18 protein-coding genes are annotated in these 26,403 nt (G+C 72.3%); 7 read left to right on the plus strand and 11 right to left on the minus strand.

From position 1 onward, the window contains the following. Position 1: 1 nt before the first annotated feature. Positions 2 to 958 carry an MBL fold metallo-hydrolase gene (locus EV685_RS10125; protein WP_130481903.1) on the minus strand — a complete coding sequence of 319 codons (957 nt, stop codon included), beginning with the start codon at positions 956 to 958 and terminating at the stop codon, positions 2 to 4. A 159-nt stretch (positions 959 to 1,117) separates the two neighbouring features. On the opposite strand from EV685_RS10125, the gene EV685_RS10130 reads away from it, so the two are divergent. From EV685_RS10130 to EV685_RS10155, 6 genes are all read left to right on the plus strand, one after another. Beyond that, positions 1,118 to 1,921: an IclR family transcriptional regulator gene (locus EV685_RS10130; RefSeq protein WP_420820824.1), complete on the plus strand. Its 804-nt coding sequence runs from the start codon at positions 1,118 to 1,120 to the stop codon at positions 1,919 to 1,921. Positions 1,922 to 2,410: 489 nt separating this feature from the next. Then, positions 2,411 to 2,620 carry a hypothetical protein gene (locus EV685_RS10135; protein WP_130481904.1) on the plus strand — a complete coding sequence of 70 codons (210 nt, stop codon included), beginning with the start codon at positions 2,411 to 2,413 and terminating at the stop codon, positions 2,618 to 2,620. Between the two features lie 124 nt (positions 2,621 to 2,744). Beyond that, the gene (gene bcsA / locus EV685_RS10140; RefSeq protein ID WP_130481905.1) at positions 2,745 to 4,943 is read left to right on the plus strand and encodes a UDP-forming cellulose synthase catalytic subunit; all 2,199 of its coding nucleotides are present in this window, start codon (positions 2,745 to 2,747) and stop codon (positions 4,941 to 4,943) included. Between the two features lie 17 nt (positions 4,944 to 4,960). Then, a complete protein-coding gene (gene bcsB / locus EV685_RS10145; protein ID WP_165396767.1) occupies positions 4,961 to 7,342 on the plus strand; it encodes a cellulose biosynthesis cyclic di-GMP-binding regulatory protein BcsB in 2,382 nt (793 codons plus the stop codon). Beyond that, the gene (locus tag EV685_RS10150; protein ID WP_130481907.1) at positions 7,339 to 11,724 is read left to right on the plus strand and encodes a cellulose biosynthesis protein BcsC; all 4,386 of its coding nucleotides are present in this window, start codon (positions 7,339 to 7,341) and stop codon (positions 11,722 to 11,724) included. The genes bcsB and EV685_RS10150 overlap by 4 nt, the downstream gene beginning before the upstream one ends. A 34-nt stretch (positions 11,725 to 11,758) precedes the next feature. Further along, positions 11,759 to 12,001, plus strand: coding sequence for an ATP-binding protein (locus tag EV685_RS10155; RefSeq protein ID WP_130481908.1), 243 nt, complete (start codon positions 11,759 to 11,761; stop codon positions 11,999 to 12,001). On the opposite strand, the gene arsA is transcribed toward EV685_RS10155, so the two are convergent. The 7 genes from arsA to EV685_RS10190 all read right to left on the minus strand — a co-directional run bounded on the left by arsA (position 11,992) and on the right by EV685_RS10190 (position 22,601). After that, complete coding sequence (arsA, locus tag EV685_RS10160) at positions 11,992 to 13,845, minus strand: arsenical pump-driving ATPase (RefSeq protein ID WP_130481909.1); 1,854 nt, start codon at positions 13,843 to 13,845, stop codon at positions 11,992 to 11,994. The genes EV685_RS10155 and arsA overlap by 10 nt on opposite strands. A gap of 64 nt (positions 13,846 to 13,909) precedes the next feature. Further along, complete coding sequence (locus EV685_RS10165; protein WP_130481910.1) at positions 13,910 to 14,965, minus strand: aldose epimerase family protein; 1,056 nt, start codon at positions 14,963 to 14,965, stop codon at positions 13,910 to 13,912. 35 nt (positions 14,966 to 15,000) lie between these two features. Next, positions 15,001 to 15,870, minus strand: coding sequence for a pyridoxal phosphatase (locus EV685_RS10170; RefSeq protein WP_165396768.1), 870 nt, complete (start codon positions 15,868 to 15,870; stop codon positions 15,001 to 15,003). Positions 15,871 to 15,935: 65 nt separating this feature from the next. Beyond that, positions 15,936 to 17,114 carry an oxygenase MpaB family protein gene (locus EV685_RS10175; RefSeq protein WP_130481912.1) on the minus strand — a complete coding sequence of 393 codons (1,179 nt, stop codon included), beginning with the start codon at positions 17,112 to 17,114 and terminating at the stop codon, positions 15,936 to 15,938. A gap of 56 nt (positions 17,115 to 17,170) precedes the next feature. Next, positions 17,171 to 20,608 (minus strand): adenylate/guanylate cyclase domain-containing protein, encoded by a 3,438-nt coding sequence (locus EV685_RS10180; protein WP_165396769.1) that lies wholly within the window; start codon positions 20,606 to 20,608, stop codon positions 17,171 to 17,173. After that, positions 20,605 to 21,462, minus strand: coding sequence for a fatty acid desaturase (locus EV685_RS10185; protein ID WP_130481914.1), 858 nt, complete (start codon positions 21,460 to 21,462; stop codon positions 20,605 to 20,607). Before EV685_RS10185 ends, EV685_RS10180 begins: the two co-directional genes overlap by 4 nt. Then, complete coding sequence (locus tag EV685_RS10190; protein ID WP_130481915.1) at positions 21,459 to 22,601, minus strand: NAD(P)/FAD-dependent oxidoreductase; 1,143 nt, start codon at positions 22,599 to 22,601, stop codon at positions 21,459 to 21,461. The genes EV685_RS10185 and EV685_RS10190 overlap by 4 nt, the downstream gene beginning before the upstream one ends. Positions 22,602 to 22,843: 242 nt before the next feature. On the opposite strand from EV685_RS10190, the gene EV685_RS10195 reads away from it, so the two are divergent. After that, on the plus strand, positions 22,844 to 23,344 hold the full coding sequence (locus EV685_RS10195; protein WP_130481916.1) for a Crp/Fnr family transcriptional regulator: 501 nt from the start codon (positions 22,844 to 22,846) through the stop codon (positions 23,342 to 23,344). Positions 23,345 to 23,366: 22 nt separating this feature from the next. Here the strand turns inward: EV685_RS10195 and EV685_RS10200 are convergent, their stop codons facing one another. The 3 genes from EV685_RS10200 to EV685_RS10210 are packed head-to-tail and all read right to left on the minus strand — an operon-like array spanning position 23,367 to position 26,302. Beyond that, entirely contained in the window at positions 23,367 to 23,924 is a 558-nt protein-coding gene (locus EV685_RS10200) for a GNAT family N-acetyltransferase (RefSeq protein ID WP_130481917.1), read from the minus strand. Positions 23,925 to 23,953: 29 nt separating this feature from the next. Continuing rightward, positions 23,954 to 25,312: a glucarate dehydratase gene (gene gudD / locus EV685_RS10205; RefSeq protein WP_130481918.1), complete on the minus strand. Its 1,359-nt coding sequence runs from the start codon at positions 25,310 to 25,312 to the stop codon at positions 23,954 to 23,956. A gap of 27 nt (positions 25,313 to 25,339) precedes the next feature. Beyond that, positions 25,340 to 26,302 (minus strand): Bug family tripartite tricarboxylate transporter substrate binding protein, encoded by a 963-nt coding sequence (locus EV685_RS10210; protein ID WP_130481919.1) that lies wholly within the window; start codon positions 26,300 to 26,302, stop codon positions 25,340 to 25,342. Positions 26,303 to 26,403: the final 101 nt, after the last annotated feature.

The raw sequence follows: 26,403 nt of genomic DNA on the forward strand, positions 1-26,403 counted from the left end.
CTCAGCCCTCCAGCGTTTCCCACATCTGGCGGTCACGCTCGGCCGTCCAGATGCGCGGATCGGCATGCTGGGTGGCCTCGTCGTAGCAGCGCGTCACGTCAAACGGCATGCAGTGGTCAAAGATGACCCAGTGGCCGTACTTGGGCTTGAGCGCCGCGTAGGTGTCCTTGTAGACCGCGTTGAGCGTCTTGCCCGCGTCGACGCCGGCCTTCACGTTCGTCCAGACGTCGGAGATGAAGTCGCGCGTGCCCTGCAGGCCGGCCTGGACCTGCTCGGGCGTCGTCAGCGCCGCACCGCGCCCGGGCACCAAGGCGTTGGGCTGCAGCGCGGCGATGTTGTCCAGCGTCTTCGGCCAGTCCTGGAAGTAGGCGTCGCCGGCATAGGGCGTGGCGTCGAACTCGACCAGATCGCCGGAGAACAGGATCTTCTGCTCGGGCAACCACGCCACCGTGTCGCCCTTGGTGTGGCCGCGGCCGAGCTGGATCAGCTGGACTTCGAGCCGGCCCAGCCAGATGCTCATGCGGCCGGTGAAGGTGATCGTCGGCCATGTCAGGCCGGCGGGCACGCTCTCGACGTTGCGGAACAGGCGCGGAAAGCGGCCGATCTCGCTGGCCTTGTCCTGTTCGCCGCGTTCGACGATCAGGTCGTGCGTGTCGCGGCTGGCGATGATGTGTTCGGGCTGGTAGGCCGACGCGCCCAGCACCCGCACCGCGTGGTAATGGCTCAGCACGACGTACTTGATCGGCTTGTCGGTGACCTCGCGGATGCGCCGGATCACGTCCTGCGCCATCACCGGCGTGGCCTGGGTGTCCAGCACCATCACCGCGTCGTCGCCCACGATGACGCCGGTGTTCGGATCGCCCTCGGCGGTGTAGGCGTAGGCGTTCTCGGACAGGCGGGTGAAGCTGACCTGCTTCTCGACCAGGTCGGCCTGGCTGGCAAAGGCTTTGGTGTTCATGGCGGCGGCGGCTGGGTGGGTGGGATCGGGAGTTCGTCGATGTCTAACGAGTTCAACTTATCCGAACGAGGCTTGATCTTAGGCAACTCGTTTGCTAGTGTCTAACTCATTCGTCTACGTGAAAACCCGAGCCACCCTGTGACCGACGCCGCCCTGCCCTTGTCCCTCGACACGTCCGACACCACCCTGGCGGTGTCCGACGCCACCGAGACAGCGCCCCGTGGCCCGCGCGGCATCCAGAGCGTGGAGGTCGGCGGCCAGCTGCTGATCGCGCTGGCCCATGTCGGTCGGCCCATGGCGCTCAAGGACCTGGCGCGCGAGGCCGGCATGGTCCCGGCCAAGGCCCATCCCTATCTGGTCAGCTACGGCAAGCTCGGCCTGGTCGTGCAGGACGCCGGCAGTGGCCACTACGGCTTGGGGCCGCTGGCGCTGCAGCTGGGCCTGATCAGCCTGCAGCAGTTCGACCCGGTGCGGCTGGCCAGCGCCGAGCTGCCGGCGCTGGCGCAGCAGGTCGGCCACACGGTCGCCATCGCCGTCTGGGGCAACCGCGGGCCGACCATCGTCCGGCTGGAAGAAGGCCCGACCGCCGTGCACGTCAACATGCGCCACGGCACGGTGGTGTCGCTGGACGGCACCGCATCCGGCCTGCTGTTCGCAGCCCACCGGCCGGCGGTGGAGGTCGACACGATGCTGCGCGCCGAGAACGGCCAGACACCGGACGCGGCCTTCCTGGCGGTGCTCGACCAGGTCCGCGCACAGGGCTGGGCCGCCCGCGTCGACGGCTCGATGCCGGGTGTCAGCGCACTGGCCACGCCGGTGTTCGACGGCTTCGGCGCGATGGTGCTGGCGCTGGTCGCCATCGGCCCGAGCGCCGCCCTGCCGGTCGACGCCAGCAGCCCCCTGCTGGCACCGCTGCGGGATGCGGCGCAGACCATCTCCCGGCGGATCGGCTGGCGCGGCTGACCGCCTTTCGGGTCGACGCCGGCGGTTGCATGAATGACACGAATTGCAACAGGAATCGGTCTTGAATTGGAAAAACGCTGCGCTCAGGAAAGCCTGATACCCCCTCATTCGCCTGGTTACAAGATCGTTTGCAGGGCAATAAGGTTCGCCTGGGTTGTCGGCGATAAACTCACATTTGTTAACAGACTGTTTCAAATAGGGGCCGGTTTTCGCAGCTGCAACTGCAACTTCGGTTGCAACTTCGATTGCAGCTGCGACGCACCGTTCGCCCAAGAGGCAGGGTTCCCCTGAGCCGGTGGCGGCACGCCCAGCGTGACCACCCGGCGGCTCAGGCGGCAGAGGGGCCGTTCGAGACCATCGCGCCAAGCGCGTCGGTCCTGGTCGAGCCTCCACGCCCTGCCCGCATCGAAGGGGCTGCACGACACCGGGTCACGGGGTTCGTGAGCACGGTTCCGGCCCACAGGCCTCTGGATGCGAAGGACGCTTGCCATGGATGCACATGACGATCTGGCCAACCTGTTTCGACAGGTGGGTGCCATCCGCGACAGCTACCGCGAATTTGCGGTCGCCGAACTCCCCACCGCCCTGCCTGCGGACCCGCCCGCGCCGGCGGTGGTCATCGACACCGTCCCGGCCCGGGTTCGCCCGATCGACGCGGCGCGTCACCTGCCTGCCCTGGCAAGCGCCGGCCTGGCCTGAACCCGCGCCCTCGGGCCTGCGCCTGAGCGGCCACACCCCCCCTCTCCCGGACGTCCGCACCCCTGTGCGGCGTGATCGGCTGCGCGCCTGTGCCTCGCGCCACCTTCAAGACTGAACTGCCACCATGTCCCACCACGGCATCGCCAACCACCCGCCGGCCGCGCACGCGCAAGAGGCCCGGCGCGGCCCGTCGACAGGGCCGGCCGCACCCGTCACGACCGCCAGCCGCCTGCGCCCGCTCTGGCTGGTGCCGCTGCTGCTGGTGGCGGTCTTCCTGCTGCTGGTGGTGACGGCTGCGCCGCTCAACCTGATGGAGCAGGCGGTCTTCGCTGTCATCACGCTGCTGATCGCGATGGTCATCAAGCGCTGGCCCGGCCGCACCGCGACGCTGGCGCTGACCTGCCTGTCGCTGGTGATGTCCAGCCGCTACCTGTACTGGCGCCTGGCCGAGACGATCGACTACGGCGCCGGCCTCGACACCTTCTTCAGCTACGGCCTGATCGCCGCCGAGATCTACGCCTGGCTGGTGCTGGTGCTGGGCTATTTCCAGACCATCTGGCCGCTCGGCCGCAAGCCGGTGGCGATGCCGGCCGATCTCGACCTGTGGCCGACGATCGACGTGCTGATCCCGACCTACAACGAGCCGCTCAAGGTCGTGAAGCCGACCGTGCTGGCCGCCCTGGCGCTGGACTGGCCGCGCGAGAAGATCAACATCTGCATCCTCGACGACGGCCGGCGCGAGGAGTTCCGCGTCTTCGCCGAGCAGGCCGGCGTGCGCTGGATCACCCGGCCGGACAACCAGCACGCCAAGGCCGGCAACATCAACGCCGCGCTCAAGCAGACCTCGGGCGAGCTGGTGGCGATCTTCGACTGCGACCACATCCCCACCCGCTCCTTCCTGCAGATGACGGTCGGCTGGTTCCTCAAGGACCGCAAGCTGGCGATGCTGCAGACGCCGCACCACTTCTTCTCGCCCGACCCCTTCGAGCGCAACCTGGGCACCCACCGGCGCGTGCCCAACGAGGGCGAGCTGTTCTACGGCCTGGTGCAGGACGGCAACGACCTGTGGGACGCCGCCTTCTTCTGCGGCTCCTGCGCGGTGCTGCGCCGCGACGCGCTGCTCAAGATCGGCGGCATCGCCGTGGAGACCGTCACCGAGGACGCCCACACCGCCTTGAAGCTGCACCGCGCCGGCTGGACCACCGCCTACCTGAGCCTGCCCCAGGCGGCCGGCCTCGCCACCGAGAGCCTGTCGGCCCACGTCGGCCAGCGCATCCGCTGGGCCCGAGGCATGGCGCAGATCTTCCGCATCGACAACCCGCTGGTCGGACGCGGCCTGAGCCTCGCCCAGCGCCTGTGCTACGTGAACGCGATGCTGCACTTCTTCTACGGCCTGCCGCGGCTGATCTTCCTGACCGCGCCGCTGGCCTACCTGTTCGTGCAGGCCCACGTCATCAACGCCTCGGCGCTGATGATCGCGGCGATGGCGCTGCCCCACCTGGTGCACGCCAACATGACCAACTCGCGCGTGCAAGGCCGCTACCGGCACAGCTTCTGGGCCGAGGTCTACGAGACCGTGCTGGCCTGGTACATCCTGCGCCCGACCACGCTGGCGCTGCTCAACCCGAAGGCGGGCTCCTTCAACGTCACGCCCAAGGGCGGCCTGGTGGCCTCGCGCTACATCGACTGGCAGATCGCCCGGCCCTACCTCTTCCTGCTGCTGCTGAACCTGGCCGGCGTGGTGGTCGGCGGCCTGCGGCTGTTCTGGTGGCCGGACCCGGAGGTCGAGACCATCGTGCTCAACCTGGTCTGGACGGCCTACAACATCGTCATCCTGGGCGCCGCACTGGCCGCCGCTGCTGAGGCGCGTCAGGTGCGCGGTTCGCACCGCGTGCCGCTGGACATCCCGGCCTCGCTGCGCTTGGCCGACGGCCGGCTGCTGCCGGCCCGCACGTCCGACGTCTCCGAAGGGGGCCTGCGGCTGCGGCTGGACGAGGCCGTCACGCTCCCGCCCGACAGCGTCGTGCAGGTCGAGCTCTACCGGCGCGGCCTGGCCTCGGCCTTCGATGCCCAGCTGGTCGACGTCGCTGGCGGCGAGCTGAGGCTGCGCTTCGGGCCGATGTCGCTGGCCCAGGAATCGATGCTGGTGCAGTGCACTTTCGCCCGAGCCGACGCCTGGCTGGCGCGTTCGCCGCAGCGCGGTGACGACCGACCCTTTGTGTCGATGGGCCGCGTGATGGCCCACGGCCTGCGCGGCTGCGCCCAGCTGCTGCCCTGGCGCCGACAAGGCCGACCGGCCGCCGCCGACGGCCCGGACGCCTGAGCCCCGGAGCCATGACCATGACTGCCCGTTCCGCCTCTTTTGCCCGCTACAAGCCCTCCGCCGCCACCTGCTCGATGGCCAGCGCCAGCGCGCTCGTGCTGCTGCTGTCGATCGCCCCGCCCGGCCTGACACCGGCGCAGGCCCAGACCGGCCGCGTGCTGGCCGCGCCCGCCCGGGTCGCACCCGCCACGCCGCTGACCGCGCCCCATGCGGTCGTGCTGACGCTCGGCCAGCTCGGCCAGACCGAGCCGCGCCGGCTGCTGCCGCTGGACGGCGGCCACACGGTGCCGTTCTCGGTCCGCGCCGACGAGGTCGTGACCCGCCTGGTGCTGCGCCTGGACCTCGGCCTGTCCAGCGAGCTGGCGCTGCAGCGCGCCCAGCTGCTGGTGAGCGTCAACGACGAGCCGGTGGCCGAGCTGCCGGTCGAGCGCGACGGCAACCTGGCCCGCATGAGCCGCGAGATCGAGATCGACCCGCGCCTGCTGAGCGACCACAACCGCATCGGTCTGGCCCTGACGATGCCGCGCGAGCGGCTGTGCAACCGCCTCGACCGCGACCGCCTGTGGGCTGAACTCCAGCCCGAATCGCTGCTGACGATGACGGTGGCGCCGCTGCCGGTGGCCGCCGACCTGGCGCTGCTGCCGGCCCCCTTCTTCGATGCCCGCGACAACCGCCGCCTGGACCTGGCGATGGTGCTGCCCGAGCAGCCCGGCCCGCGCCTGTTGCAGGCCGCCGGCGTCATGGCGTCCTGGTTCGGCGCGCAGGCCAGCTACCGCGGCGCGACCTTCCACAGCCAGCTCGGCGGTGCCTTGCCGGCCTCGCACGCGGTCGTGCTGGCGACCTCGCAGACCGGCGTGCCGGGCGTGTCGCTGCCGCCCATCGACGGCCCGACCTTGAGCGTGGTCGAACACCCGGCCCAGCCCGGCGCCAAGCTGCTGCTGGTGCTGGGCCGTGACGCCGACGAGCTGAAGTGGGCCGCCGACGCGCTGAGCCTGGGCCAGCTCGGACGGCCCGGCGACCTGAAGGGCGAACGTGTCCGGGTCGGCCCGCCGCACGCCCTCGCGCCGCGCAAGCCCTATGACGCGCCACGCTGGTTGCCGACCGACCGGCCGGTGCGCTTCGACGAGATCGAGGCCGCCACGCGCCTGACCGCCGTGGGCCCGCATCCGACGCCGTTCAACCTGGCGCTGCGCCTGCCGCCGGACCTGCACTTCGCCCGTCAGGCCAATGTGCCGGTGGATCTGCGCTGGCACCACACGCCGCCGCCGCAGGCCGACCGCTCGGCCCTGCACCTGGCCTTCAATGGCGCCCCGGTGCGCAGCTACGCGCTCGAACCGACCGGCCGTCTGGCCCTGCCCGACGGCATTGGACGGCGCAGCAGCGGCGCCGGGATCGATGCGCTGGAGCAGCGCCACAGCCGCGTCGCCATCCCCGGCGGCCTGGTCAGCCGCCAGCCCGAGAGTCACCTGACGATGCGCTTCGACTACGACGCGCCGGTCGACGACCCCTGTGCGGCCACCCAGGCCAGCGGCCAGCAGCGCACCGGCGTGGACGGCGGCTCGACCATCGACTTCTCCGGCGTGCCGCACTTCATCGGCCTGCCCGACCTGGCCGCCTTCGCCAACAGCGCCTTCCCGTTCAGCCGCCTGGCCGACCTGGCCGGCACGGCGGTGATGCTGCCCGACGCGCCGGACACCACCGAGATCGACGTCTACCTGGACCTGATGGGCCACGCCGGACGCAGCACCGGCTTGGCCGGCGTGGCGGTGCAGGTGGTGCAGGGCCTGGACACACAAGGGCTGCAGGACCGCGACCTGGTCGTCATCGGCACGCCGGCCCGCCAGCCCTTGCTGCGCCAGTGGGCCGATCACCTGCCGATGCACCTGGACACCCGCAGCGAACCGCCACCACCCGACCTGTGGCGCCGCCTGATCGGCCTGCTGCCCGGACAGGACAACGGCCCCTTGCCGACCTGGCGCACAGCAGCCGGCGGTGCCGCCCTGCTGGGCTTCGAGTCGCCGCTGGCCAGCGGACGCAGTGTGGTCGTGCTGACCGGCAGTGACAGCAGCCTGCTGCGCAGCGTCAGCAGCCTGTTCATCGAGCCGGCGCTGATCGCCCGCACCCACGGCAGTGCCACGCTGATCGAGGCCGATGGCCTGCGCAGCCTGCATGCCGGCGCGACCTATCACACCGGCAGCGTGGGCCTGTTCGACCGGCTGCGCTACACGCTGGCGCAACAGCCCGTCCTGCTGGCGCTGCTGAGCCTGCTGCTGGCCGTCGTGCTGGCGCTGCTGAGCGCCTCGATGCTGCGCCGCCTGGCCGCCCGCCGGCTGGCCAGCGCCGACGCCCCGCCGCCCGACCCGACCCTGATGCGCCCCGCGCCGGAGCCCCGCCCATGACCCCCCGACTCACCGCCCTGGCCGCCGCCTTGGCCCTGGCCGGACTGACCCCGTCGCTGCCGCTGGCGGCGACCACGAACGCGCCGGCTGCCACACCCGCCACGGCCACGCCGACCACCGCCGACAGCCCGGCGGTGCGCACCCTGATCGCCCAGGCCCGGCGCTGGCAGGAACGTGGCCGGGCTGACCTGGCCGCTTCGGCCTGGCGCAAGCTGCTGGCCTTCGAGCCGCAGCATGCCGAGGCGCTGCAGGGCCTGGCCCAGGCCCAGATCGATCTCGGCCAGACGGAAGCCGCCAACGACACGCTGGCGACGCTGCGCCGCAGCCATCCCGACTCGCCCGCGCTGCGCCGGCTCGAAGCCCGCCAGCGCGAGGGCAAGGCCGGCGACAGCAGCCAGCTGCAGAAGGCCCGCCAGTTCGCCAGCGCCGGCCAGTACGACGCCGCCGCGCGCCAGTACGAGCTGCTGCTGGCCGACCCGAACCCGCAGGGCGCGCTGGCGGTCGAGTACTACCAGACGCTGGCCGGCACCGCCCGCTGGGACGAGGCCCGGCGCGGCCTCGAACGGCTGGCCCAGGCCGATCCGGATGACGTGCGCACCCGCCTGGCGCTGGCCAAGGTGCTGAGCTACCGCGAGCCCAGCCGCCGCGACGCCATCGCCCGGCTCGCCACCCTGAGTCAGACGCCCGATGCGGGCGGCGTGGTGTCGGCGACAACGCCCAGCCCGGCCCAGCGCCAGGAGGCGCGCGAGGCCTGGCGCCAGTCGCTGCTGTGGTTGACCCTGAAGCCCACCGACAGCGCGCTGCTGCGCGATCACCTGGAACAGGCTGGCGAGGACAGCGCCGTGCGTGGTCGGCTCGACGAGCTGCTCAAGGGCAGCGACGAGGCCCGCCGCATGGCCGAGGCGCGCGAACGCGACCCGCTGGTGCGCAGCCGCCGGCAAGGCTTCGACGCCTTGCAGGGCGGTGAGCTGGACGCCGCCGCCGAACGCTTCACCAAACTGCTGCAGGCCCGCCCGAAGGACAGCGATGCGCTCGGTGGCCTCGGCGTCGTGCGGCTGCGGCAGGCCCGTTACGGCGAGGCCCGCGAGCTGCTCGGACAGGCCGTGGCGCTCAGCGGCGACGCCCGCAGCCCTTGGCACAAGGCCCATGTCAACGCCCAGGTCCGCGTGCTCTTGCAGCAGGCCGAGACCGCCCGCAGCGCCGGCCGCCACCAGACCGCGCTGGACACGCTGCGGCAGGCCACCGTGCTCGACGCCCGCGACCCGCTGCCCTGGGTCGAGGCCGGCGACGTGCAGGCCGAACTGGGCCACTGGGCCGCCGCCGAGGGCCACTACCGGACCGCGCAGGCGCTCGAACCGCCCCAGCCGGATGCCTGGCGGGGCTGGGTCCGGGCGATGCACGCCCAGCGCCGTGGCGACGAGGCCCGGGTGGCGATCGACGCACTGCCCGACACCCGCGCCGGCGCCATCGGCGGCCGCGAGCCGCTGCTGGCCATGCTGCTGCAGCAAGACGCCGCGCAATCGCAGCAGCGCGGCGAGCTGGCCCGGGCCGAGTCGCAGCTCGACGAGGCCCTGCGCCTGAACCCGCAGGACCCGTGGTTGCGCCTGAGCCTGGCGCAGCTGCTGACGGCCCAGGGCCGGACAGAGGACGCACGCTGGCTGATGGACGACCTGGCCGCGCAGAACCCGCGCCGCGCCGATGCCTGGTGGGCGCTGGCGCAGTGGCAGGCCGACCTGCAGCAGCCGGCCGCCGGCCTGCAGGCGCTGGACCGCATCGCACCGGCCGACCGGCGTCCCGAGATGGCCCGCTTGCACCGCCAGCTGCGCGTGCAGCTCGGGCTGGCGCAAGCGCGCGAGCTGGGCGCTCAAGGCCAGAGCGTGGCCGCCCTGGCCGCCCTGCAAAGGGCTCAGACCGATGCCGGACGCGAGCCCGAGCTGCTCGCCAGCGTCGGCAACGCCTACGGCGAAGCCGGCCAGACCGCCCGCGGCCTGCAGCTGCTGCGCACCGCCCTGTCGCAGGAACGCGGCCAGGCGGGCACACGCGACCCGGGCGCGCGGCTGCAATACGCCCAGTTGCTCGACAACGCCCGTCAGGACAGCGAACTTGCCGGCCTGCTGCCGATGCTGGCCAGCCAGCCGCTGAGCCCCAGCCAGCGCGACCAGCTCGACGGCCTGCGCGTGGGCCTCACGCTGCGCCAGGTGGACCGGCTGCGCGAAGCCGGCGACACCGCCGGTGCCTACGAGCAGCTCGAACCGCTGTTGAACGAACGCCCGGGCGACGTCCGTCTGGCGCTGGCACTGGCACGGCTGCACGTCGCGGTCGGCGATCCGGCCCAGGCGCTCGATGTGGTCGACGCGGTGCTGGCGAGCGAACCGGCCAACCTCGACGCCTGGCTGGCCCGCGCCAGCGCGGCGACCGCCGCCGACGATGCGGCGCTGGCGCTGGCCTCGCTGGAAGAGGCCAGCCGCCTGTCGCCGAACAACCCGCGCGTGCTGGCCGAATATGCCCGTCACCACCGCGCCCGTGGCGAACTGCGGCTGGCGGCCGACTACCTGCGTGCAGCCATCGCCGCGCAGCGGCCGGCCGGCACCCGCGCGCCGCTGCGGCGCGGCCTGGGGGATCGCAGCAACGACCGGATCACCGAACCGGCCCTCGACCGCCCGGCCGAGCCGTCCCGCGCCTGGGGCCGCCCGATCGCCAGCGACCTGCCCCCGGCCATGCCGGCGCTGGAGCCGCTGCTGTCGGCCCCGACGGCGGCCAGCGGCTCGACCTCCGCCCAGGCGCTGGGTCATCAGCCCCCGACACGGCCGCTGCGGGGCAGCATCGGCACCGCCACGGGCTCGCCGCAGACCGGTCAGGGCGGCACCGGCAGCCTGGGAACCAGCAGCCTGGGCACCGCCACCGACGCCTGGTTGCGCGGCGCCGGGGCCGAGCCAGCGGCTGGCGCCCCGACGGGCAACGGCCTGGCGAACGCGCCGCGCGACGAGGTGCGCGCCTGGGACGCCGGTCCGCGCCCGTCACGCAGCCCCGCACCCAGCCTGGCCAGCCCGAACGACCTGCTCGCCGATCTGCCACCGACCGGTGCCGGTCGCCCCGACCCCAGCGGCATGGCAGCGCCACGATCCGTTCAAACGGCCGCCCCGCTGGTCGCCACCAGCCCGCTGGTCAACACGAGCCCGCTGGCGGTGACACCCCGCAGCGCCCTGCCCAAGGGCCTGAACGACGAACTCGCCGAGGTGCTGGCCGAACGGGGCTCGCGTGCCTTCGAAGGTGGCGCGGCCCTGCGCTGGCGCAGCGGCGACAGCGGCACCTCGCAGCTGGTCGACCTGCGCGCGCCGGTCGGCTTCCAGACGCCGGTGGGCGACGTCGGCCGGCTGACGCTCCAGGCGGTGCCAACGATGCTCGAAGCCGGCGCGCCCGGTCAGGACGACGACGCCGCAGGCCGCTTCGGCAGTCAGGCGCTCGGCGGCACACGCAGCGCCGAATCGGTCAGCGCCTCCGGCGTCGGCCTGAGCATCGGTCTGGCCGGCCGCATGCTGGCCGGCGACATCGGCGTCACGCCGCTGGGCTTCCCGGTCGTCAACGTGGTCGGCGGCCTGCGGGTCGGCGGCCTGTGGGGCAACCGGCTGGGCTATGGCGCGGAGGTCTCGCGCCGTGCCGTCACCGACAGCGTGCTGTCCTGGGCCGGCGTGCGCGACCCGCGCACCGGTCAGGTCTGGGGCGGCGTGACCGCCACCGGCGTGCAGGGCTCGCTGAACTGGCGCGGCGACGACGGCTTGCAGCTGCTGGCCCGCGCCGGGGTCCACCTGCTGGCCGGCGAGGGCGTGCGCAACAACAGCCGCATCGAGCTGGGTGCGGGCACGCGCTGGCGCAGCATCGACGAGCCGGGGCGCCGCCTCGAATGGGGCCTGGACCTGAACTACACCCACCACGCCGAGAACCTGCGCCACTTCACGCTCGGCCACGGCGGCTACTTCAGCCCGCAGCAGAGCATCACGCTGTCGGCCCCGATCGCCCTGATGGGCCAGCGCGCCGGACTGCGCTGGGGCCTCAACGTGGCCCCGGGCCTGCAGGCCTGGCGCGAAGACAGCGCCCCCTACTACCCGCAGGACGGCGCCGCCCAGCAGCAGCTGAGCAACGCGGTCACGCTCGGTCAGGCGACGTCGGCGACGCATGTGGGCCGCAGCTCGATCGGCCTGAGCATCGCGCTGCAGGGCGCGGCCGAATACCGCCTCGGCCCGCAGCTCGCGCTGGGCAGCCGGCTGGCGCTGGACAACGCCGCCGACTACACGCAGATGAGCGGCGGCCTCTACCTGCGTGTCAGCCTCGACCCGGACAGCGTCGCATCGCCGCTGCGCATGCCGGGATCGATGCTGGATTGAGGCGGCGGCGCGGCGGGTCTAGAGTGGCGGCGCGATGACCGCCCCGCGCCCGTCCCCCGCCCTGCCCCGGATCGACCCGGGCCGCTGCACCGGCTGCGGCTGGTGCGTGCCGACCTGCCATGTTCACCTGCTGTCGCTGCAGGTGTCGGGGCCGGAAGGCCGCAAGACGTCGACGCTGCGCGATCCGCAGGACTGCACGGGCTGCGCCAAATGCGCCGTGCGCTGCCCCTTCGACGCGATCGCGATGGTGCGGCGGCGCAGCCCGCCTCAGGGCTGAGCGGCCGCGCCGTGCAGCAGCGCCGACAGGCCGGCCAGCCCGATCGGCGGCTCGGCTTGCCAGGGAACGACATGCAGCCGCCGGGCCAGCGCCGGATCGCCGGGCTCGCCCTTGTGCCCCGGGTCCGTGATGCGGGCGATCTGCGCGCGTTCACCGGCCAGGCGGGCGGCCAGCAGCGGGTCGCGCGTGCCGGCGGCCAGCACGCTCTTGTTGAGCACCCAGGCCCAGGGCTCGATGCCGGCGCGGCGCAGGTCGGCCTGCAGCGCGGCGGCCTGCGAGACCGGCGTGGGCTCGGGCAGGGTCACCAGCAGTACGCGGGTGTGCGCGTCGTCCTGCAGCCGCATCAGCGGCGTGACGACCCGGGCGGCGCCGTGGCCCTCGAACTCGCGCAGCATCTGGCGGTGGTAGGCGCCGGTGGCGTCCATCAGCAGCAGCGAGTGGCCGGTGGGCGCGGTGTCGAGCACGACGAAGGCGCTGCGGCCCTCGCCGACCAGGCGCGAGAAGGCGTGGAAGACGGCGACCTCCTCGGTGCAGGGCGACTGCAGGTCCTCCAGCATCAAGGCGCGCTGCGCCTCGTCAAGCTCGCCGGCACGCGCGGCCATGATCTTGTCGATGTAGCGCTGGGTCTCGACGCGCGGATCGATGCGGTCGACCCGCAGGCCCGGCACCTCGGCGGCCAGCGTGCCGGCCAGGTGGGCGGCCGGATCGGTGGTGCTCAGGTGCACGCCATGGCCCCGTCGCACCAGCCCCAGCGCAATGGCAGCGGCGAGCGTGGTCTTGCCCACGCCGCCCTTGCCCATCACCAGGATCAGGCCGTGGCCGGGCTGCGCCAGCTGGTCGACCAGCGCGTCCAGATCGGGTCCGGCCGCCTCGCGGCCACCGTCAGGCGCGGCCGGCCTCGCCGGGGCCGGGCTGTCGTCGCGCAGCAGCGCGCGCAGCGCCGGCAGGCCGACGGTGTCGAAGGCGCGCAGAGGGACGTGGTCCTGCCGCAGGGCCTGCAGCACGGCTGGCAAGTCGGCCAGGGCCTGCTGGCCGACAGCCTCGAAGGAGCGCGCGACCGGGTCGTCCGGCACGCTGGCGTGGAAGACGCCGTTGACGACCAGTCGCTGACGCAGCAGGCCCAGCGCCTGCAGCTCTGTGGCGGTGCGGGCGGCCTCGGCGATCGCGCCGGCCTCCGGCCGCGTGACCAGCACCACCGTGGTCGCCGCTGCATCGGTCAAGGCGGCGAGCGCGGCCTGGAAGCGGGCCTCCTGCATCTTCAGGCCGGAATGCGGACCGAGGCAGGAGGCCCCCCGGTCGTTGCCGGCCAGGAAGCCGCTCCAGGCCTGCGGCAGGCTCAGCAGGCGCAGCGTGTGGCCGGTCGGCGCGGTGTCGAACACGACATGCTCGTAGCCCGCTGCCTCGTCCCCGGCCAACAGCGCGGCGAACTCGTCGAAGGCTGCGATCTCGGTGGTGCAGGCGCCGGAGAGCTGCTCGCGCACGGTCGCCTGGCCTGCCGGATCGACCCCTTCGGCGGCCAGCCGGTCCAGCACGCGGGCCCGGTAGGCCTGGGCCGCCGCGTCCGGATCGATGTTGAGGACCGCCAGCCCCGGCGCGCCGGGCACGGGCACAGGCTGGTTGCGCAGTGGCACGCCCAGCATCTCGTCAAGGTTGGATGCGGCGTCGGTGCTGACCAGCAGCACACGCCGCCCGGCATCGGCCAGCGCCAGTGCGGTGGCGGTCGAGACGGAGGTCTTGCCCACGCCGCCCTTGCCGGTGAAGAACAGGTGGCGGGTCAGGTGCCCAAACAGGTCCAGCGTGGGCAGGTCCCGCGTGGGCAAGGGGTGTTCGACGGCAACGGTCATGGCGGATGTCCGGTGGGAGGGCCCCCAGCCTGCACCCGTGCCAACGGCGCGGCCTTGCGGCGGGTCAGCCCACGTCGAAGAACATCCGGCTGACATGCCGACGCCGTTCGCCGGGTCGCAGCACGACGTCCGGCCAGTGCGGCGGCGCGACCGGGTGGTTGGGGCTGTCGGGCAGGTACTGCGGCTCCAGCGCGATGCCGGCGTGGGCCGGGTAGAGGGTGCCGTCGCGCGCCGGCAGGCCGGTCAGCCCCTGCCCGCTGTAGACCTGCAGCGCCGGCAGGTCGGTGGCCAGCGACAGGGCCACCCGGCCGTCGGACGACAGCAGGCGCACGGCGGCGCGCAAGGCATCGGCGCAGGCGGGGTCCAGCGCCAGCGCGTGGTCGAAACCGCGGCCGAGCTGCAGCGCCGGTTCGGCGGCGATGGCCTGGTCGAGCCGGCGCAGCTCGCGCAGGTCGAAGCCGGTGTCGTCGACCGGCTCCAGCTCACCTGACGGCAGCAGGTCGGCCCCCACCGGCAACCACGCGGGCGCGAGCACCTGCAGGTGGTGCTGCAAGACGTTGCGCGTTGCCTCGCCGGCATCGCCGTCGAGGTTGAAGTAGGCGTGGTGGGTCAGGTTGACCGGGCAGGCGCGGGTGGTGGTGGCCTCGAAGGCGATCTCCAGCGCCAGCTCCTGGCCGAGCGTGTAGCTGACGCGGGCCTGCACCTCGCCGGGCCAGCCCTGGTCTCCGTCGGGCGAGACCAGCGTCAGCACCAGCCGCTGCGGGGTGTGCGATTCGACCGTCCAGGTGCGGCGATCAAAGCCGTCCGGGCCGCCATGCAGCTGGTTCGGGCCTTCGTTGGCGGCCAGTTCGACGGCTTGCCCGTCGACCATGCAACGGCTGTCGCGGATGCGGTTGGCGTAGCGGCCGACGGTGGCGCCGAGGTAGGCCGGCTGGGCCTCGTAGGCGGCCAGGCTGGCGCCGCCCAGCAGCAGCTCGCGGCGTGTGCCTTCCATCATCGGCACGCTGCAGGAGACCCAGGTCGCCCCACGGTCGAGCACCTGCACGCGCAGGCCGGCGGCGTTTTCGAGCGTGTAGAGGCGGGCGGGGGCCCAGGGATCGGGGGACGTGTCGTGGCTCATGCGCTGGGGCGTTCGGGGGTGGGGGTTGACGGTGTTCAGCCCAGCAGGCCCTCGGCCTGCAGGCGCTGCAGCACGGCGGCGATCGAGGGCTGGTCGTTGTCGCCGCAGACCTCGTCGGCGCGCTCGCGCACCGCCGCCGGGGCGTTGGCCATCGCGACGCCGTGGCCCATGGCCATCAGCATCGAGACGTCGTTGTGGTTGTCGCCGAAGGCCACGACCTGGTCGGCATCGAGGCCCCGGCTGGCCAGCCAGTGCAGCAGGCCGCTGGCCTTGCTGTGGCCGGGCCGGCCGATGTCCAGCCGCAGCGGGCCGGTCTGCACCGTGCCCAGGCCCAGCTCGGCTTCGACGCCACGGGCGAAGGCCGGCAGCGCGGCCGGGTCGACATGGCTGACCGCGATCTTCCAGACTCGCTCGGCCTGCGTCAGCACCGGCGCGAGGTCGTCGACACGCTCGAAGCGCGGCCGCAGCGCGTCGGGCAGGGTCTCGGCCCAGGCCATGACTTCGTCGAGCACCGGCTCGCCGGTCTCGAAGCAGAAGCGGTCGCCGAGGTAGGCCAGCGCGTGCAGGCCGTCGCGCCGCACCCGTTCGAGCAGGGCCAGCCGGTCGGCCACCGGCAGCGGCTCGCCGCGCAGTGGCGTGTCGCTGACGTAGTCGTGCAGGTAGATGCCGTTGCAGCAGACCGCCGGGGTGTCGAGCCCCAGCCGCTGGTGGTAGGCCCGTGCGGCGATGTGGTGGCGGCCGGTCACCAGCACGACCTCGATGCCACGCTGGCGGGCCGCCTGCAGGGCGTCGACGTTGGCCGGCAGGATCTGCATGCGCTCGTCGAGCAGCGTGCCGTCGAGGTCGAGGGCGATCACCCGGAAGGGCGATCGGCGGGCGGCGGTCAGGGACAGGGTGGACGGCATGGCGGCCTGCGGACGGCAAAGGTCGCGCATCGTAGCCAAGGCCCGTGGCGGCAGGGCCCGCCCGCTCAGCGCTCGTTGACCCGCCACGCTTCCTGCAGGGCCGGCGGCAGCGCGAAGGCTTCCTGGCCCCACTCGGGATGCTGCTTCCAGATCGCGCGGGTGAAGTAGTGGAACAAGGCCTGCGAGAAGCGCCGCACGATCGTCAGCTCCTTGAGGACCTCCACCACGTCGATGACGGCGTTGGCGATCTTGGCGAAGACGGCCTCGGCCTCGTTCTCGCGCTTGTCCTGGTGCACGCCCAGCAGCGCGGCGTCCTCGTCGCCCATGAGCTGGCACAACATCATTTTTGGCAGCGGGTCGAGCGGGCCGGGCAGCGTCTGGACCATCCATTCCAGCATCGCGGCGGTCAGCGCCTGGCCTTCCGGCGAGGCGCCGCGGCGGCGTGCCTTGATGCGCTCGAACAGCAGCTTGCCGTCCTCGTAGCTGTGCGCCAGCAGGTCGTCACGCACGCCCATGACGTGGCCGATCACGCTCCAGGTGTGCATGTAGGCCCGCTGCAGTTCCGGCGCCGGGTGGTAGCCCAGCCGCTCCAACGAGCGCAGACCGACGTAGGAGAAGGTCAGGATCACGAAGGCCATGGCCTCCTGGTTGATCGGCTCGCCGTGGGCCATGTTCCAGCGCGGCTGGCGCGGCGTGCCGGCGGCCTGTGCGGTCATGGCAGCGCGGTAGTCCGAGCGCAACAGGTGGCGCACCGCCGCATGCATCAGCCGCACGCGCTGGGCGCAGCGCAGGCCCAGCCCGCCGGTGGTCATGCCGCCGGGCTGCATGACGGTGACGATCATGTAGGCGGTCTCGAAGATGCGCCGCTCCACATGCTGGAGCAGCTGGGTGGTCGAGGCCAGCACCGGCGCGTCCATCGCATCGAGGTAGCACTCGGGCAGGCTGGCGCAGCACAACACGGTCGAGGACAGCGTGCCGTGGCTGGAGAAGAACTCCTCGCAGGCCACGATCAGCTGCGGGTCGGCCCAGTCGGGCAGCACCGCCGTCTCGGCCATGTACTGGTCGACCAGGGCCTGGATGGCCGGATCCAGCGGGCGGTCCGGCCGCGACAGGTTGGCCAGCAAGCGGTTGACGCCGCTGATCGCGTCGGTCTCATAGATGCGGGCGACGACCGCGTCGGCGATCGGATCGGCCTCGGCGCGCATCGCCTGCAGGTGCTCGTCGGTCCAGCGTTCTTGGCTCATGGTCGGGTCTTCGGGTCAGGGTCGTGGGAAGGAACGGATCGCGGTGACGCCCCGGCTCAGGTCGGGCGACGTGCCCGGGCCAGCGCCAGCGCCTGCTGCAGGCTGCGGGCCTGTTCGAGGTCGGGCGTTGCGGTGGCGTCGGGGATGGCGGCCAGCACATCGTCGAGCAGGGCCTGGGCCGCATGCAGGTCGCCGCGAGCGGCCAGCAGCGGTGCCAGCCCGCAGGCCGAACGCAGCGCAAAGACGCGGTTGCCCTGGCGCTGCGCCAGCGCCAGGGCGCGGCGGTAGCGGCGTTCGATGTCGTCCAGCGCGGCATGGTCGGCCGGCTCGCCACCGCGCAGGCGGTCGAGCCGGATCTGCGCCTCCAGGCGCTCGATCTCGGCCGACATGAAGGACTCGCCGCCGGCGTCGATCACCTGGCGGGCCTCGTCGAGCCGGGCCAGCGCCCGCTCGGCCGCGCCCTGGCCGGCTTCGACCTCGGCCAGCAGCACGAGGAAGAAGGGCACCACCATGCCGCTGCCGATGCTGCGGTAGGTCGCCAGCGCCTCCTCGATGTGCTGCGCGCCAGCAGCCGACTGGCCCTCGTCGACCAGGGCCCGGCCGGCAAAGATCGAGCCCCAGACGGTCCAGAAGCCGAGCGACTGCGCGCTCGACAGCTCGATGGTCGCGGTGGCGTGGTCGGCCATGGCCTCGGGCTCGCGCCGGTAGGCGTCCAGCCAGGTCGCGCAGCCCAGCGCATAGGCGTGGCTGAAGGGGTGCTTGAGCTCGCCGGCCAGCGTCACCGCCTGACGGGCATGGCTCAGGCCGGCGCGGGTCTCGCCGCGCAGGAACAGCACCATCGCGGCGACGGCGCGGGCGGTCACGCCCACGTCCTGACCGGTCAGGTGGGCCTGGCCGCGGTGGCGCTCGGGCACGTACTGCGCGATCGAGGCCGACAGCAGCGCCTGCGCGCTTTCGAGCCGGCCCATGTAGTAGTGGCTCAGGCCGAGCGCGAAGTCGGCCTCCAGCCGCAGCGAGGCGCTGCCCATGTCGACCGCGATGCCGGACATGCGCTCGGCGAACTCGATGGCGCGGTGCTGTTCGCCCTTGACCAGGTAGAAGGCCCACAGGCCCCAGACGACCCAGAACAGCTGCGGGTTGGGCCCCACCCGCTCGGACAACACCTGGGCGCGCTGGTAGACGGTGGCGACGGCCGGCGCGGCCCAGCCCTGCTGGATCGTCAGGGCCACGCCCAGCGTCGACAGCAGCGCCAGTTCGAGCCGGTCACGCTCGGCCGATGCCGGCAGCAGCGCGATCGCGTCCAGGCCATGGCGCAGATGGCTCTCGGCTTCGGTGGTGGCCGATGAGGCCAGGGCCTGCTGGCCCGCCTGCAACCAGTGCGGCAGGGCCTGGGCGTGCTGGCCGGCCTTGGTCCAGTGCTGGGCGATGCGTTCGGGGAAGGCCGCCCCGCCCACGCCGGACTGCAGCGCCAGCGCGATGCGCTCGTGGTAGGCCTGCCGGGTGCGGCGCAGCAGCGAGTCGTAGGCGGCGTCCTGGATCAGCGCGTGCTTGATGGTGAAGCCGCCGTCGGTGGCGAACACGATGCCCTCGCCGATCAGCTGCTCGACGCCGGTGGTGAGCAGGCGCTCTTCCTCGGGCAACACCGCCAGCAGCAGCTCGAAGGTCCATTCGCGGCCGATGCAGGCGCCCAGCTGCAGCACGCGGCGGGCTTCGGGCTGGATGCGGTCCAGCCGCGCCATCAGCAAGTCCTGCAGCGAGGCCGGCACCATCGACTCGGGCAACGGGCCGTCGATCTCGTAGCCACCGGCCGACTCGCGCAGCGCCCCCGAGTCCAGGAACATGCGCGTCATTTCCTCGACGTAGAGCGGGTTGCCGTCGGTCTTGTCGACCAGCAGCGACAGCAGCTTGGCCGGCAGCCGCTTGTTGCCGACGACGCGGTGGATCAACGTCTCGGTGTCGGCCGCCGACAGCACGTTGACGGGGATCAGCGTCAGGTGCTCGCCATAGAGCCAGGGCGGCGAGAAACCGGGCCGCGAGGTCATCAGCAGCAGCAGCCGGCTGGACGGCAGCTCGCGCAGCAGGTTGCCCAGCAGCTCCAGCGTGGTGCTGTCGACCCAGTGCAGGTCCTCGACGACCATCAGCGTCGGCCGCAGCGAACGTCGGGCGGCGCCCGAGGTCAGCAGCGTGACCAGCGCCACCAGGGTCTTCTGCTTCTGCGTCATCGGGTGCAGGCCAAGCGGCTCGTAGCCCGATTCCGGCGCCAGCCCGAACAGCCGCGCCAGCAGCGGCAAGGCGGTGTCAAGCTCGCAGCCGTGGCGCTGCAGTTCCTCACGCAGGGCGGCCAGCGCCAGCTGAGGCGTGGCGGCCTGCTCGATGCCCAGGCGCTCGCGCATCGCCGCGACCAGCGGGTAGAGCGCCGTGTGGGCGTAGTCGGGCGAGCAATAACACTCGACGATGTCGCAGGCCCCGTCGCCGATCGAGGCCCGGAACTCCGACAGCAGACGCGACTTGCCCACACCCGGATCACCGGTCAGCAGCACGGCGTGGCCGGGGCTTTCCTGTGCCGCGACCCAGGAAGACGCCAGGGCGGCGATCGCGCTGGCCCGGCCGACATAGGGCGCGCGGTGCTGCTGGGCGGCCGCCTCCAGACGGTCGCGCGCGCCGCTGGCGGACTCCACCCGGTAGGCCTCGATCGGCTCGGCGATGCCCTTGAGCACCTGCCGGCCCAGGCTGCTCATCTGGAAGAAGCCGGCCACCAGGCGCTGCGTGACCTCGCTGACCACGACCGTGCCGGGCTCGGCGATCTGCTGCAGACGGGCCGCGACGTTGGGCGTGTCGCCCAGCGCCAGCCGGCCGATGCCGGCGCTCGCATCCGGGTCGCCGACCAGCGTCAGCCCGGTGTTGACCGCGATGCGCACCTGCAGGTCGACGCCGTGGCGGGCCCGCGCCAGCGGTGCCAGGCTGGCGATGGCCTGCACGATGTCCAGGCCGGACTGCACCGCGCGGCGCACGTCGCCCTCGTGGGCCACCGGGTAACCGAAATACACCACGATGCCGTCGCCGTGGAACTGCGCCATGGTGCCGCCGTGGCGTTCGATCACGGCCGCACAGGTGTCGCGGTAGCCGCGCACCAGCTCGCGCAGATCCTCCGGGTCAAGCCGCCGGGCCATTTCGACCGAGCCGACCAGGTCGCAGAACATGACCGACATGTGGCGGCGCTCGCCAATGTCATCGGCCTCGGCCGGACGGCCCCAGCCGGTGTGGAGCGGGGTCAGCGGCGCGGGCGTGGTCAGGGCGGCGGGTGATGTCGGCAGCGCCGCCGGGCGCGTCAGCCCGCTGGCGCTGGCCAGCGCCAGGCCGCAGCCATGGCAGAAGCGCGCGCTGGCTTGCACCGGCGTCTCGCAAGCCGGGCAGGCCAGGTTCTGCGGGGCTCCGCAGTCCGAGCAGAACCGGGCGCCGTCGGCCAGTGGGGCAAGGCACTTGACGCAGTTCACGGGTGAGGCTCCAGGCGGGGAACGGCGCCGAAGGTGGGCGCCGCTTGAGACGAGGGCGGCTCGGTCCGGACCGGCGCCGCGCGGGTCGGCAGCACATAGGTCGGCGGCAGCTCGGGCAGCTCCCAGACGCGCAGGCCGGGCCACAGGTGGTGCTCGCGGTGGCGCAGCAGGATCTGCATCGGCTCATGGCCGAACACGCGCCGCCCGATCGCCACCAGCCAACGCGGCGCCGGCAAGGCATAGGTGCCGTGTTGGCCGTCGCGCTGGTGCAGCAGGTGGTGAAAGATGAAGCCGGACGCACCGATGGCCAGCCGCAACACCAGCCAGTAGGTCAGGAAGACCGGCGGGTTGAGCGCCGCGACGGCGACAAAGGCCAGCGCGCGCAGCCCGCCCTGCAGCGCCAGCGAACGGCTCAGGCCGTGGCGGGCGATCCAGCGCCAGGCCGAGCGCTCCGGCACGATCAGCGCTTGGCCCAGCGCGTGGGCATGGCTGCCGGCGATCTGGAACCACTCCGGGTCGTCCGGGCTGGCGCCGTGGCGGTGGTGGGCGAGGTGGATGGTGCGGTGCTCGCGGTAGCCCAGGCCGAAGGGCGTGTCGAAGATCATCGCCAGCTGGTGGAAGCCCGGCACCCGGCCGGCGCCGCGCAGGTGCATCAGCTCATGCAGCGCCAGCGCCAGCCGCACATAGACCAGCGGCACGACCGGCAGCAGCCAGACCGGCGCGAGCCAACCAGCCAGTGCCAGCGCCAGCACGGCATAGAGCAGCAGCGTCCAGGCCAGCGTGGCCCGCAGGTAGTGGCGGCCGGGGTCGGCGGCGCGCGCCTGTTGGCGCCGGGAGGCCGGGCGGATCTTCATGCCAGCACCTCGCCGGCCACGCCGCGCGGCGACAGCAAGGCGCCATAGGGCGCGCTGCCGAAGATCGCGGCATGCAGGCGGGCCCGCCAGTGCGCCGGGCCACGATCCAGCACGGCGGTGGCGAGGTTCTTGGCCGTCGTGCTCACCAGCAGGTTGCGCAGCAGCAGCGCCCGGCGCAGCTCCGGCGCGATCTGCTCGGCATGACGGCGGCGCCAGAGCGCGGCGGCGTCCGCGCCGCTGGCGGTGGCCTCGCCGATGGCGGCGGCGGCCAGCCGGCCGCTGATCAGGGCGTTGCCGATGCCGTCGCCTGTCAGCGGATCGGCCAACCCGGCGGCGTCGCCGATGCGCAGCACGCCCGCGTCGACGACCTGCTGGCGCCAGCCGCCGAGCACGACCGGGTAGCCGTGGCGGCGTGTTTCGCCCAGCCGGTGCGGCGCCAGCCGGCGCGCCACTGGGTTGTGTTCGAGGAAGTGCGACAGGTAGTCGGTCACGGTCGCGCCAGGCCGGCTGTCGCGCTGCCACAGCCCCACGCCGATGTTGAAGGTCAGCATCTGCGCGTCGATCTCGACCGGGAAGATCCAGCCATAGCCGCGCCGGTGCCGGGCATCGGTGTGCAGCGCCACCTCGTCGGCCAGCGCGACGGTGTCCGGGTGGTGGCGCACGGTCCAGTAGGTCCGCACGCCGACCGCATTGGCGCGCACCGAACCGGCCCCGCGGGCGTCGATCAGGTGTTCGAAGCCGGCCCACTCCGGATCGCTGCGGTCGACCCGGCGGACGGTGCGCCGGACCAGCCGGCAGCCGGCGCGCACCGCCTGGTCGACCAGCAGCGCGTCGAGGTGCTCGCGCCGGATGCAGCGGCCCTGGGGTGCGCTCGGATGCTCGCTGCGCCGGCCGTCGGGCGACACCAGGATGCTGCGCCGGACCTGCGCATGGCCGGGCACCAGCGCGTCCAGCGCATGCAGGTCCAGCCCGAGGGCGCCCAGCTCGCGCAGCGCGATGGGCGTCAGCCAGTCACCGCAGGTCTTGTCGCGCGGGAAGGCGGACTTGTCGAACAGCGTGACCGCATGGCCTTGCAGCGCCAGATGCCGTCCAGCCGCCGCACCCGATGGACCCGCGCCGACGATTGCAATGCAAGCCATACCGGAATCTCATCCACGGAGGTTGGGGGGCGCTGGGAAAGGTGCCAGGGGCAGCGCCGGGGCGGCGCCAGAGCGGCGGATGTCGGTGCGAGACCCAGAACAGGCCCCCGAACTGAGAAATAGTATCAGCGGCGCTTCGGTTTATCATCTTTGATGGTGCCTGAACGGGCCCGCGACCCTGCTGTCGCGTGCAAGATGACGCAAGCCGTCCACGTCCACCCCAGCCAGCCGCGAGTAGCCCGATGACGCACGACAACATCGCCCTGCTGAAGAACATGCCCGTGTTCGACCGGATCTCGGAGGGCGCGCTGGCCGTGGTCCTGTCCGAGTCCCGCACGATCCGCGTGCCGGCCGGCGACCACTTCTTCCTGCAAGGCGACGAGGCGCTCTACATGTATGTGCTCGTCAGCGGCGAGGCGAGCGTGCGCAAGTCGTGGACGGACCGCGAGCTGGAGGTGGGCCTGCTGCTGCCGGGCGACTGCTTCGGCGAGGTCGCGCTGATCTCGACCTCCGGCCGCAGCGCCACGGTGCGCGCCGTGACCGACTGCACCGCGCTCGAGATCTCGCCGCTGAACCTGCAGGTGCTGCGCGAACGCGACGTCGACCAGTTCATCGAGATCCAGATGAACCTCTCGCGCGAACTCTGCCGCCGCCTGTTGCTGTCGGACGCCAGCCGGATGCTCATCACCGAACCCCATCCCAAGACGGACGAGGGCGGGCTGAGCTGGCCGCTGCTGTCCTGACGATCGGCGACGGCCGGCGGCGTCAGCCGTCGACCGGCTGCGTGGGCGTGTCCAGCGTCAGCTGGTAGAGCGCCAGGTCCAGCCAGCGGCCAAACTTGAAGCCGACCTGCGGCAGGGTGCCGACCAGGCGGAAGCCCAGGCGCTCATGCAGCGCGATGCTGCCGGCGTTGCTGGCGTCGATGGCACCGATCAGCGCGTGGCGCTCAGCGCGCCGGGCGGCCTCGATCAGCGCCAACATGACCCGCAAGCCCAGCCCCCGGCCGCGGTGGTCGGGGTGCACATAGACCGAGTGCTCGACCGTGTACTTGAAGGCGGGGAAGGCCCGGAAGGTGCCGTAACTGCCAAAGGCCAGAAGCGTGCCGGCGGCGTCCTCGATGCCGATGACCGGGAAGCCGCCCTGGCGCTTGACGTCGAACCACGTGACCATGTTGGCCATGCTGCGCGGCTGGTAGTCGTACAGCGCGGTGGTGTGCACGATCGCGTCGTTGAGGATGGCGAGGATGGCCGGCGCGTGGCGCTCGAAGCTGCAGTCGACCAGGGTGTCGGTCTCGGTGGTATCGGTCGGTGCGGTGTCGGTCATCGTGAGGTTCCGGGTTCAGCGCCCCGGTCTCATCGGTCCAGGGCCGGACGCTTCGGGTCGAAGCGCCAACCGGGCACAAGGTACTGCATCGCGACCGCGTCGTCACGGGCTCCCAGGCCGTGACGCAGGTAGAGCTGGTGGGCCTTCTCGACCTCGACCATGTCCAGCTCGACGCCCAGGCCCGGCTTCTTGGGCACCTGCACATGGCCGTCGACGATGCGCAGCGGCTCGCGCGTCAGGCGCTGGCCGTCCTGCCAGATCCAGTGCGTGTCGATGGCCGTGACCTTGCCGGGCGCCGCCGCGCCGACGTGCGTGAACATCGCCAGCGACACGTCGAAGTGGTTGTTCGAGTGCGAGCCCCAGGTCAGGCCCCAGTCGCGGCAGGTCTGGGCGACACGGACCGAGCCGGCCATGGTCCAGAAGTGCGGATCGGCCAGGGGGATGTCGACCGACTGCAGGCTCAGCGCATGAGCCAGCTGGCGCCAGTCGGTGGCCACCATGTTGGTGGCCGTGGGCAGGCCGGTGGCGCGGCGGAATTCGGCCATGACCTCGCGGCCCGAATAGCCGTCCTCGGCACCGCATGGGTCTTCGGCATAGGCCAGCACGCCGCGCAGATCGCGCATCAGCCGGATCGCGTCCTTCAGCAGCCAGCCGCCGTTCGGGTCCAGCGTCACCCGGGCCTGCGGGAAGCGTTCGTGCAGCGCGCGCACGGCCTCGACCTCTTCGTCGCCGCGCAGCACGCCACCCTTGAGCTTGAAGTCGTTGAAGCCGTAGCGTGCCCTCGCGGCTTCGGCCAACCGCACGACCGCCTCGGGTGTCAGCGCGGCGTAGTGGCGCAGCCGCAGCCAGTCGTCGTCGGCATCGGGCTGGGCGTCGTAAGGCAGATCGGTGCGGGTCCGGTCGCCGACATAGAACAGGTAGCCGAGCATCTCGACCGCGTCGCGCTGCTGGCCTTCACCGAGCAAGGCCGCGACCGGCACGCCCAGGTGCTGACCGAGCAGGTCCAGCAGCGCCGACTCGATCGCGGTGACCGCGTGGATGGTGGTGCGCAGGTCGAAGGTTTGCAGGCCACGCCCGCCCGCGTCGCGGTCGGCAAACGTGCGTTGGACCTGCTGGATCAGGCGCTGCTGCGAGCCCAGCGGCTGGCCGACGATCAGCTCGGCCGCGTCCTCCAGCGTCTGGCGGATCTTCTCGCCACCGGGCACCTCGCCCACGCCGGTGCGGCCGGCGCTGTCGGTCAGCAGCAGCAGGTTGCGGGTGAAGAACGGCCCGTGCGCGCCGCTGAGGTTGAGCAGCATGCTGTCGCGTCCAGCCACCGGGATGACGCGCAGGGCGGTGATGCGCGGGGTGTCGCGGGGCGTGTCGCGGAGGTTGTCGATCGGGTTCATGGCCGGGTCCTGCTGAGCTTGGGAGGGTCAGTCGGCGGTGATCTTGCGGGTCTCGATCACGCGCTTCCAGCGGGCATGTTCCTGCTGCTGGAAAGCGGCGAACTGCTCGGGCGTGCTGGCGACGATCTCCAGTCCGGCGGAGGTGAACTGGGTGCGGATCTGGGCGTCGTTGATGGCCGCGACGAGCGCGGCGTGCATCTTGGCGCGGACATCGGCCGGCAGGCCCAGCGGTCCCACGACGGCCTGCCAGGAGGTCACCTCGACATGTCGCACGCCGGCCTCGCTCATCGTCGGGACATCGGGCAACACGGGTGAGCGCTTGCTGCCGGTCATGGCCAGGGCCCGCAGCTTGCCGGAGCGGATGTGCTGGATCACCGAGTTCACGTTCTGGAACGAGGCGTCGACCTGCGCGCCCAGCAGGTCGGAGATCGCGGGGCCGCCGCCCTTGTAGGGCACATGCACGCCAGAGGTGCCGCTCTCGAGCCAGAACAGCTCGGCCGTGAGGTGGTCGCTGGAACCGTTGCCGGACGAGGCAAAGCTCATCTTGTCCGGATTGGCCTTCAGGTGCGTCACGACATCGGCCAGGCTGCGGTGCGGCGAGCTTGCAGGCACCACCAGCACATTGGGCGCCTGGACCGCGACGGTGAGTGTGTCGAAGTCTTTCAATGGGTCGTAGGCCAGGCCCTTGAGCAGGTGGGGCACGACCACCAGCGGGCCGAGCGACGTGACCAGGAAGGTGTAGCCGTCGGCCGGCGAGCGCTTGACCGCTGCCGCACCGATCGTGCCGGTCGCGCCGGCCTTGTTCTCGACCACGAAGGTCTGGTTGAACGCCTTGCCCAGGGCGGGCGCCAGCGCACGGGCGACGCTGTCGGTCGATCCGCCGGGCGGGAACGGCACCACCAGCGTCACCGGGCGGGCCGGCCAGGTCTCGGCCATGGCGGCACTGGCCAGGGACAGCCCGAGCGTGAGGGCGGTCAGGAACTTCTTCATGGGGTCGGTCCTTTCGGAGAGGTTGGAACCGGCCTTCATGCCGGTAGCGCTACCAAAGTGGACCGAATGGTAGCGCTACCGATCGAGCCTCACCAGACGCT

The organism is Sphaerotilus mobilis (assembly GCF_004216565.1).
Taxonomy (GTDB): domain Bacteria; phylum Pseudomonadota; class Gammaproteobacteria; order Burkholderiales; family Burkholderiaceae_C; genus Sphaerotilus; species Sphaerotilus mobilis.

What these genes read in the sequence shown, in the direction of transcription:
- EV685_RS10125 (WP_130481903.1), bottom strand. Translation starts at nt 958, where the DNA reads ATGAACACCAAAGCCTTTGCCAGCCAGGCCGACCTGGTCGAGAAGCAG.
- EV685_RS10135 (WP_130481904.1), top strand. Translation starts at nt 2,411, where the DNA reads ATGGATGCACATGACGATCTGGCCAACCTGTTTCGACAGGTGGGTGCC.
- bcsA (WP_130481905.1), top strand. Translation starts at nt 2,745, where the DNA reads ATGTCCCACCACGGCATCGCCAACCACCCGCCGGCCGCGCACGCGCAA.
- bcsB (WP_165396767.1), top strand. Translation starts at nt 4,961, where the DNA reads ATGACTGCCCGTTCCGCCTCTTTTGCCCGCTACAAGCCCTCCGCCGCC.
- EV685_RS10150 (WP_130481907.1), top strand. Translation starts at nt 7,339, where the DNA reads ATGACCCCCCGACTCACCGCCCTGGCCGCCGCCTTGGCCCTGGCCGGA.
- EV685_RS10155 (WP_130481908.1), top strand. Translation starts at nt 11,759, where the DNA reads ATGACCGCCCCGCGCCCGTCCCCCGCCCTGCCCCGGATCGACCCGGGC.
- arsA (WP_130481909.1), bottom strand. Translation starts at nt 13,845, where the DNA reads ATGACCGTTGCCGTCGAACACCCCTTGCCCACGCGGGACCTGCCCACG.
- EV685_RS10165 (WP_130481910.1), bottom strand. Translation starts at nt 14,965, where the DNA reads ATGAGCCACGACACGTCCCCCGATCCCTGGGCCCCCGCCCGCCTCTAC.
- EV685_RS10170 (WP_165396768.1), bottom strand. Translation starts at nt 15,870, where the DNA reads ATGCCGTCCACCCTGTCCCTGACCGCCGCCCGCCGATCGCCCTTCCGG.
- EV685_RS10175 (WP_130481912.1), bottom strand. Translation starts at nt 17,114, where the DNA reads ATGAGCCAAGAACGCTGGACCGACGAGCACCTGCAGGCGATGCGCGCC.
- EV685_RS10185 (WP_130481914.1), bottom strand. Translation starts at nt 21,462, where the DNA reads ATGAAGATCCGCCCGGCCTCCCGGCGCCAACAGGCGCGCGCCGCCGAC.
- EV685_RS10190 (WP_130481915.1), bottom strand. Translation starts at nt 22,601, where the DNA reads ATGGCTTGCATTGCAATCGTCGGCGCGGGTCCATCGGGTGCGGCGGCT.
- EV685_RS10195 (WP_130481916.1), top strand. Translation starts at nt 22,844, where the DNA reads ATGACGCACGACAACATCGCCCTGCTGAAGAACATGCCCGTGTTCGAC.
- EV685_RS10200 (WP_130481917.1), bottom strand. Translation starts at nt 23,924, where the DNA reads ATGACCGACACCGCACCGACCGATACCACCGAGACCGACACCCTGGTC.
- gudD (WP_130481918.1), bottom strand. Translation starts at nt 25,312, where the DNA reads ATGAACCCGATCGACAACCTCCGCGACACGCCCCGCGACACCCCGCGC.
- EV685_RS10210 (WP_130481919.1), bottom strand. Translation starts at nt 26,302, where the DNA reads ATGAAGAAGTTCCTGACCGCCCTCACGCTCGGGCTGTCCCTGGCCAGT.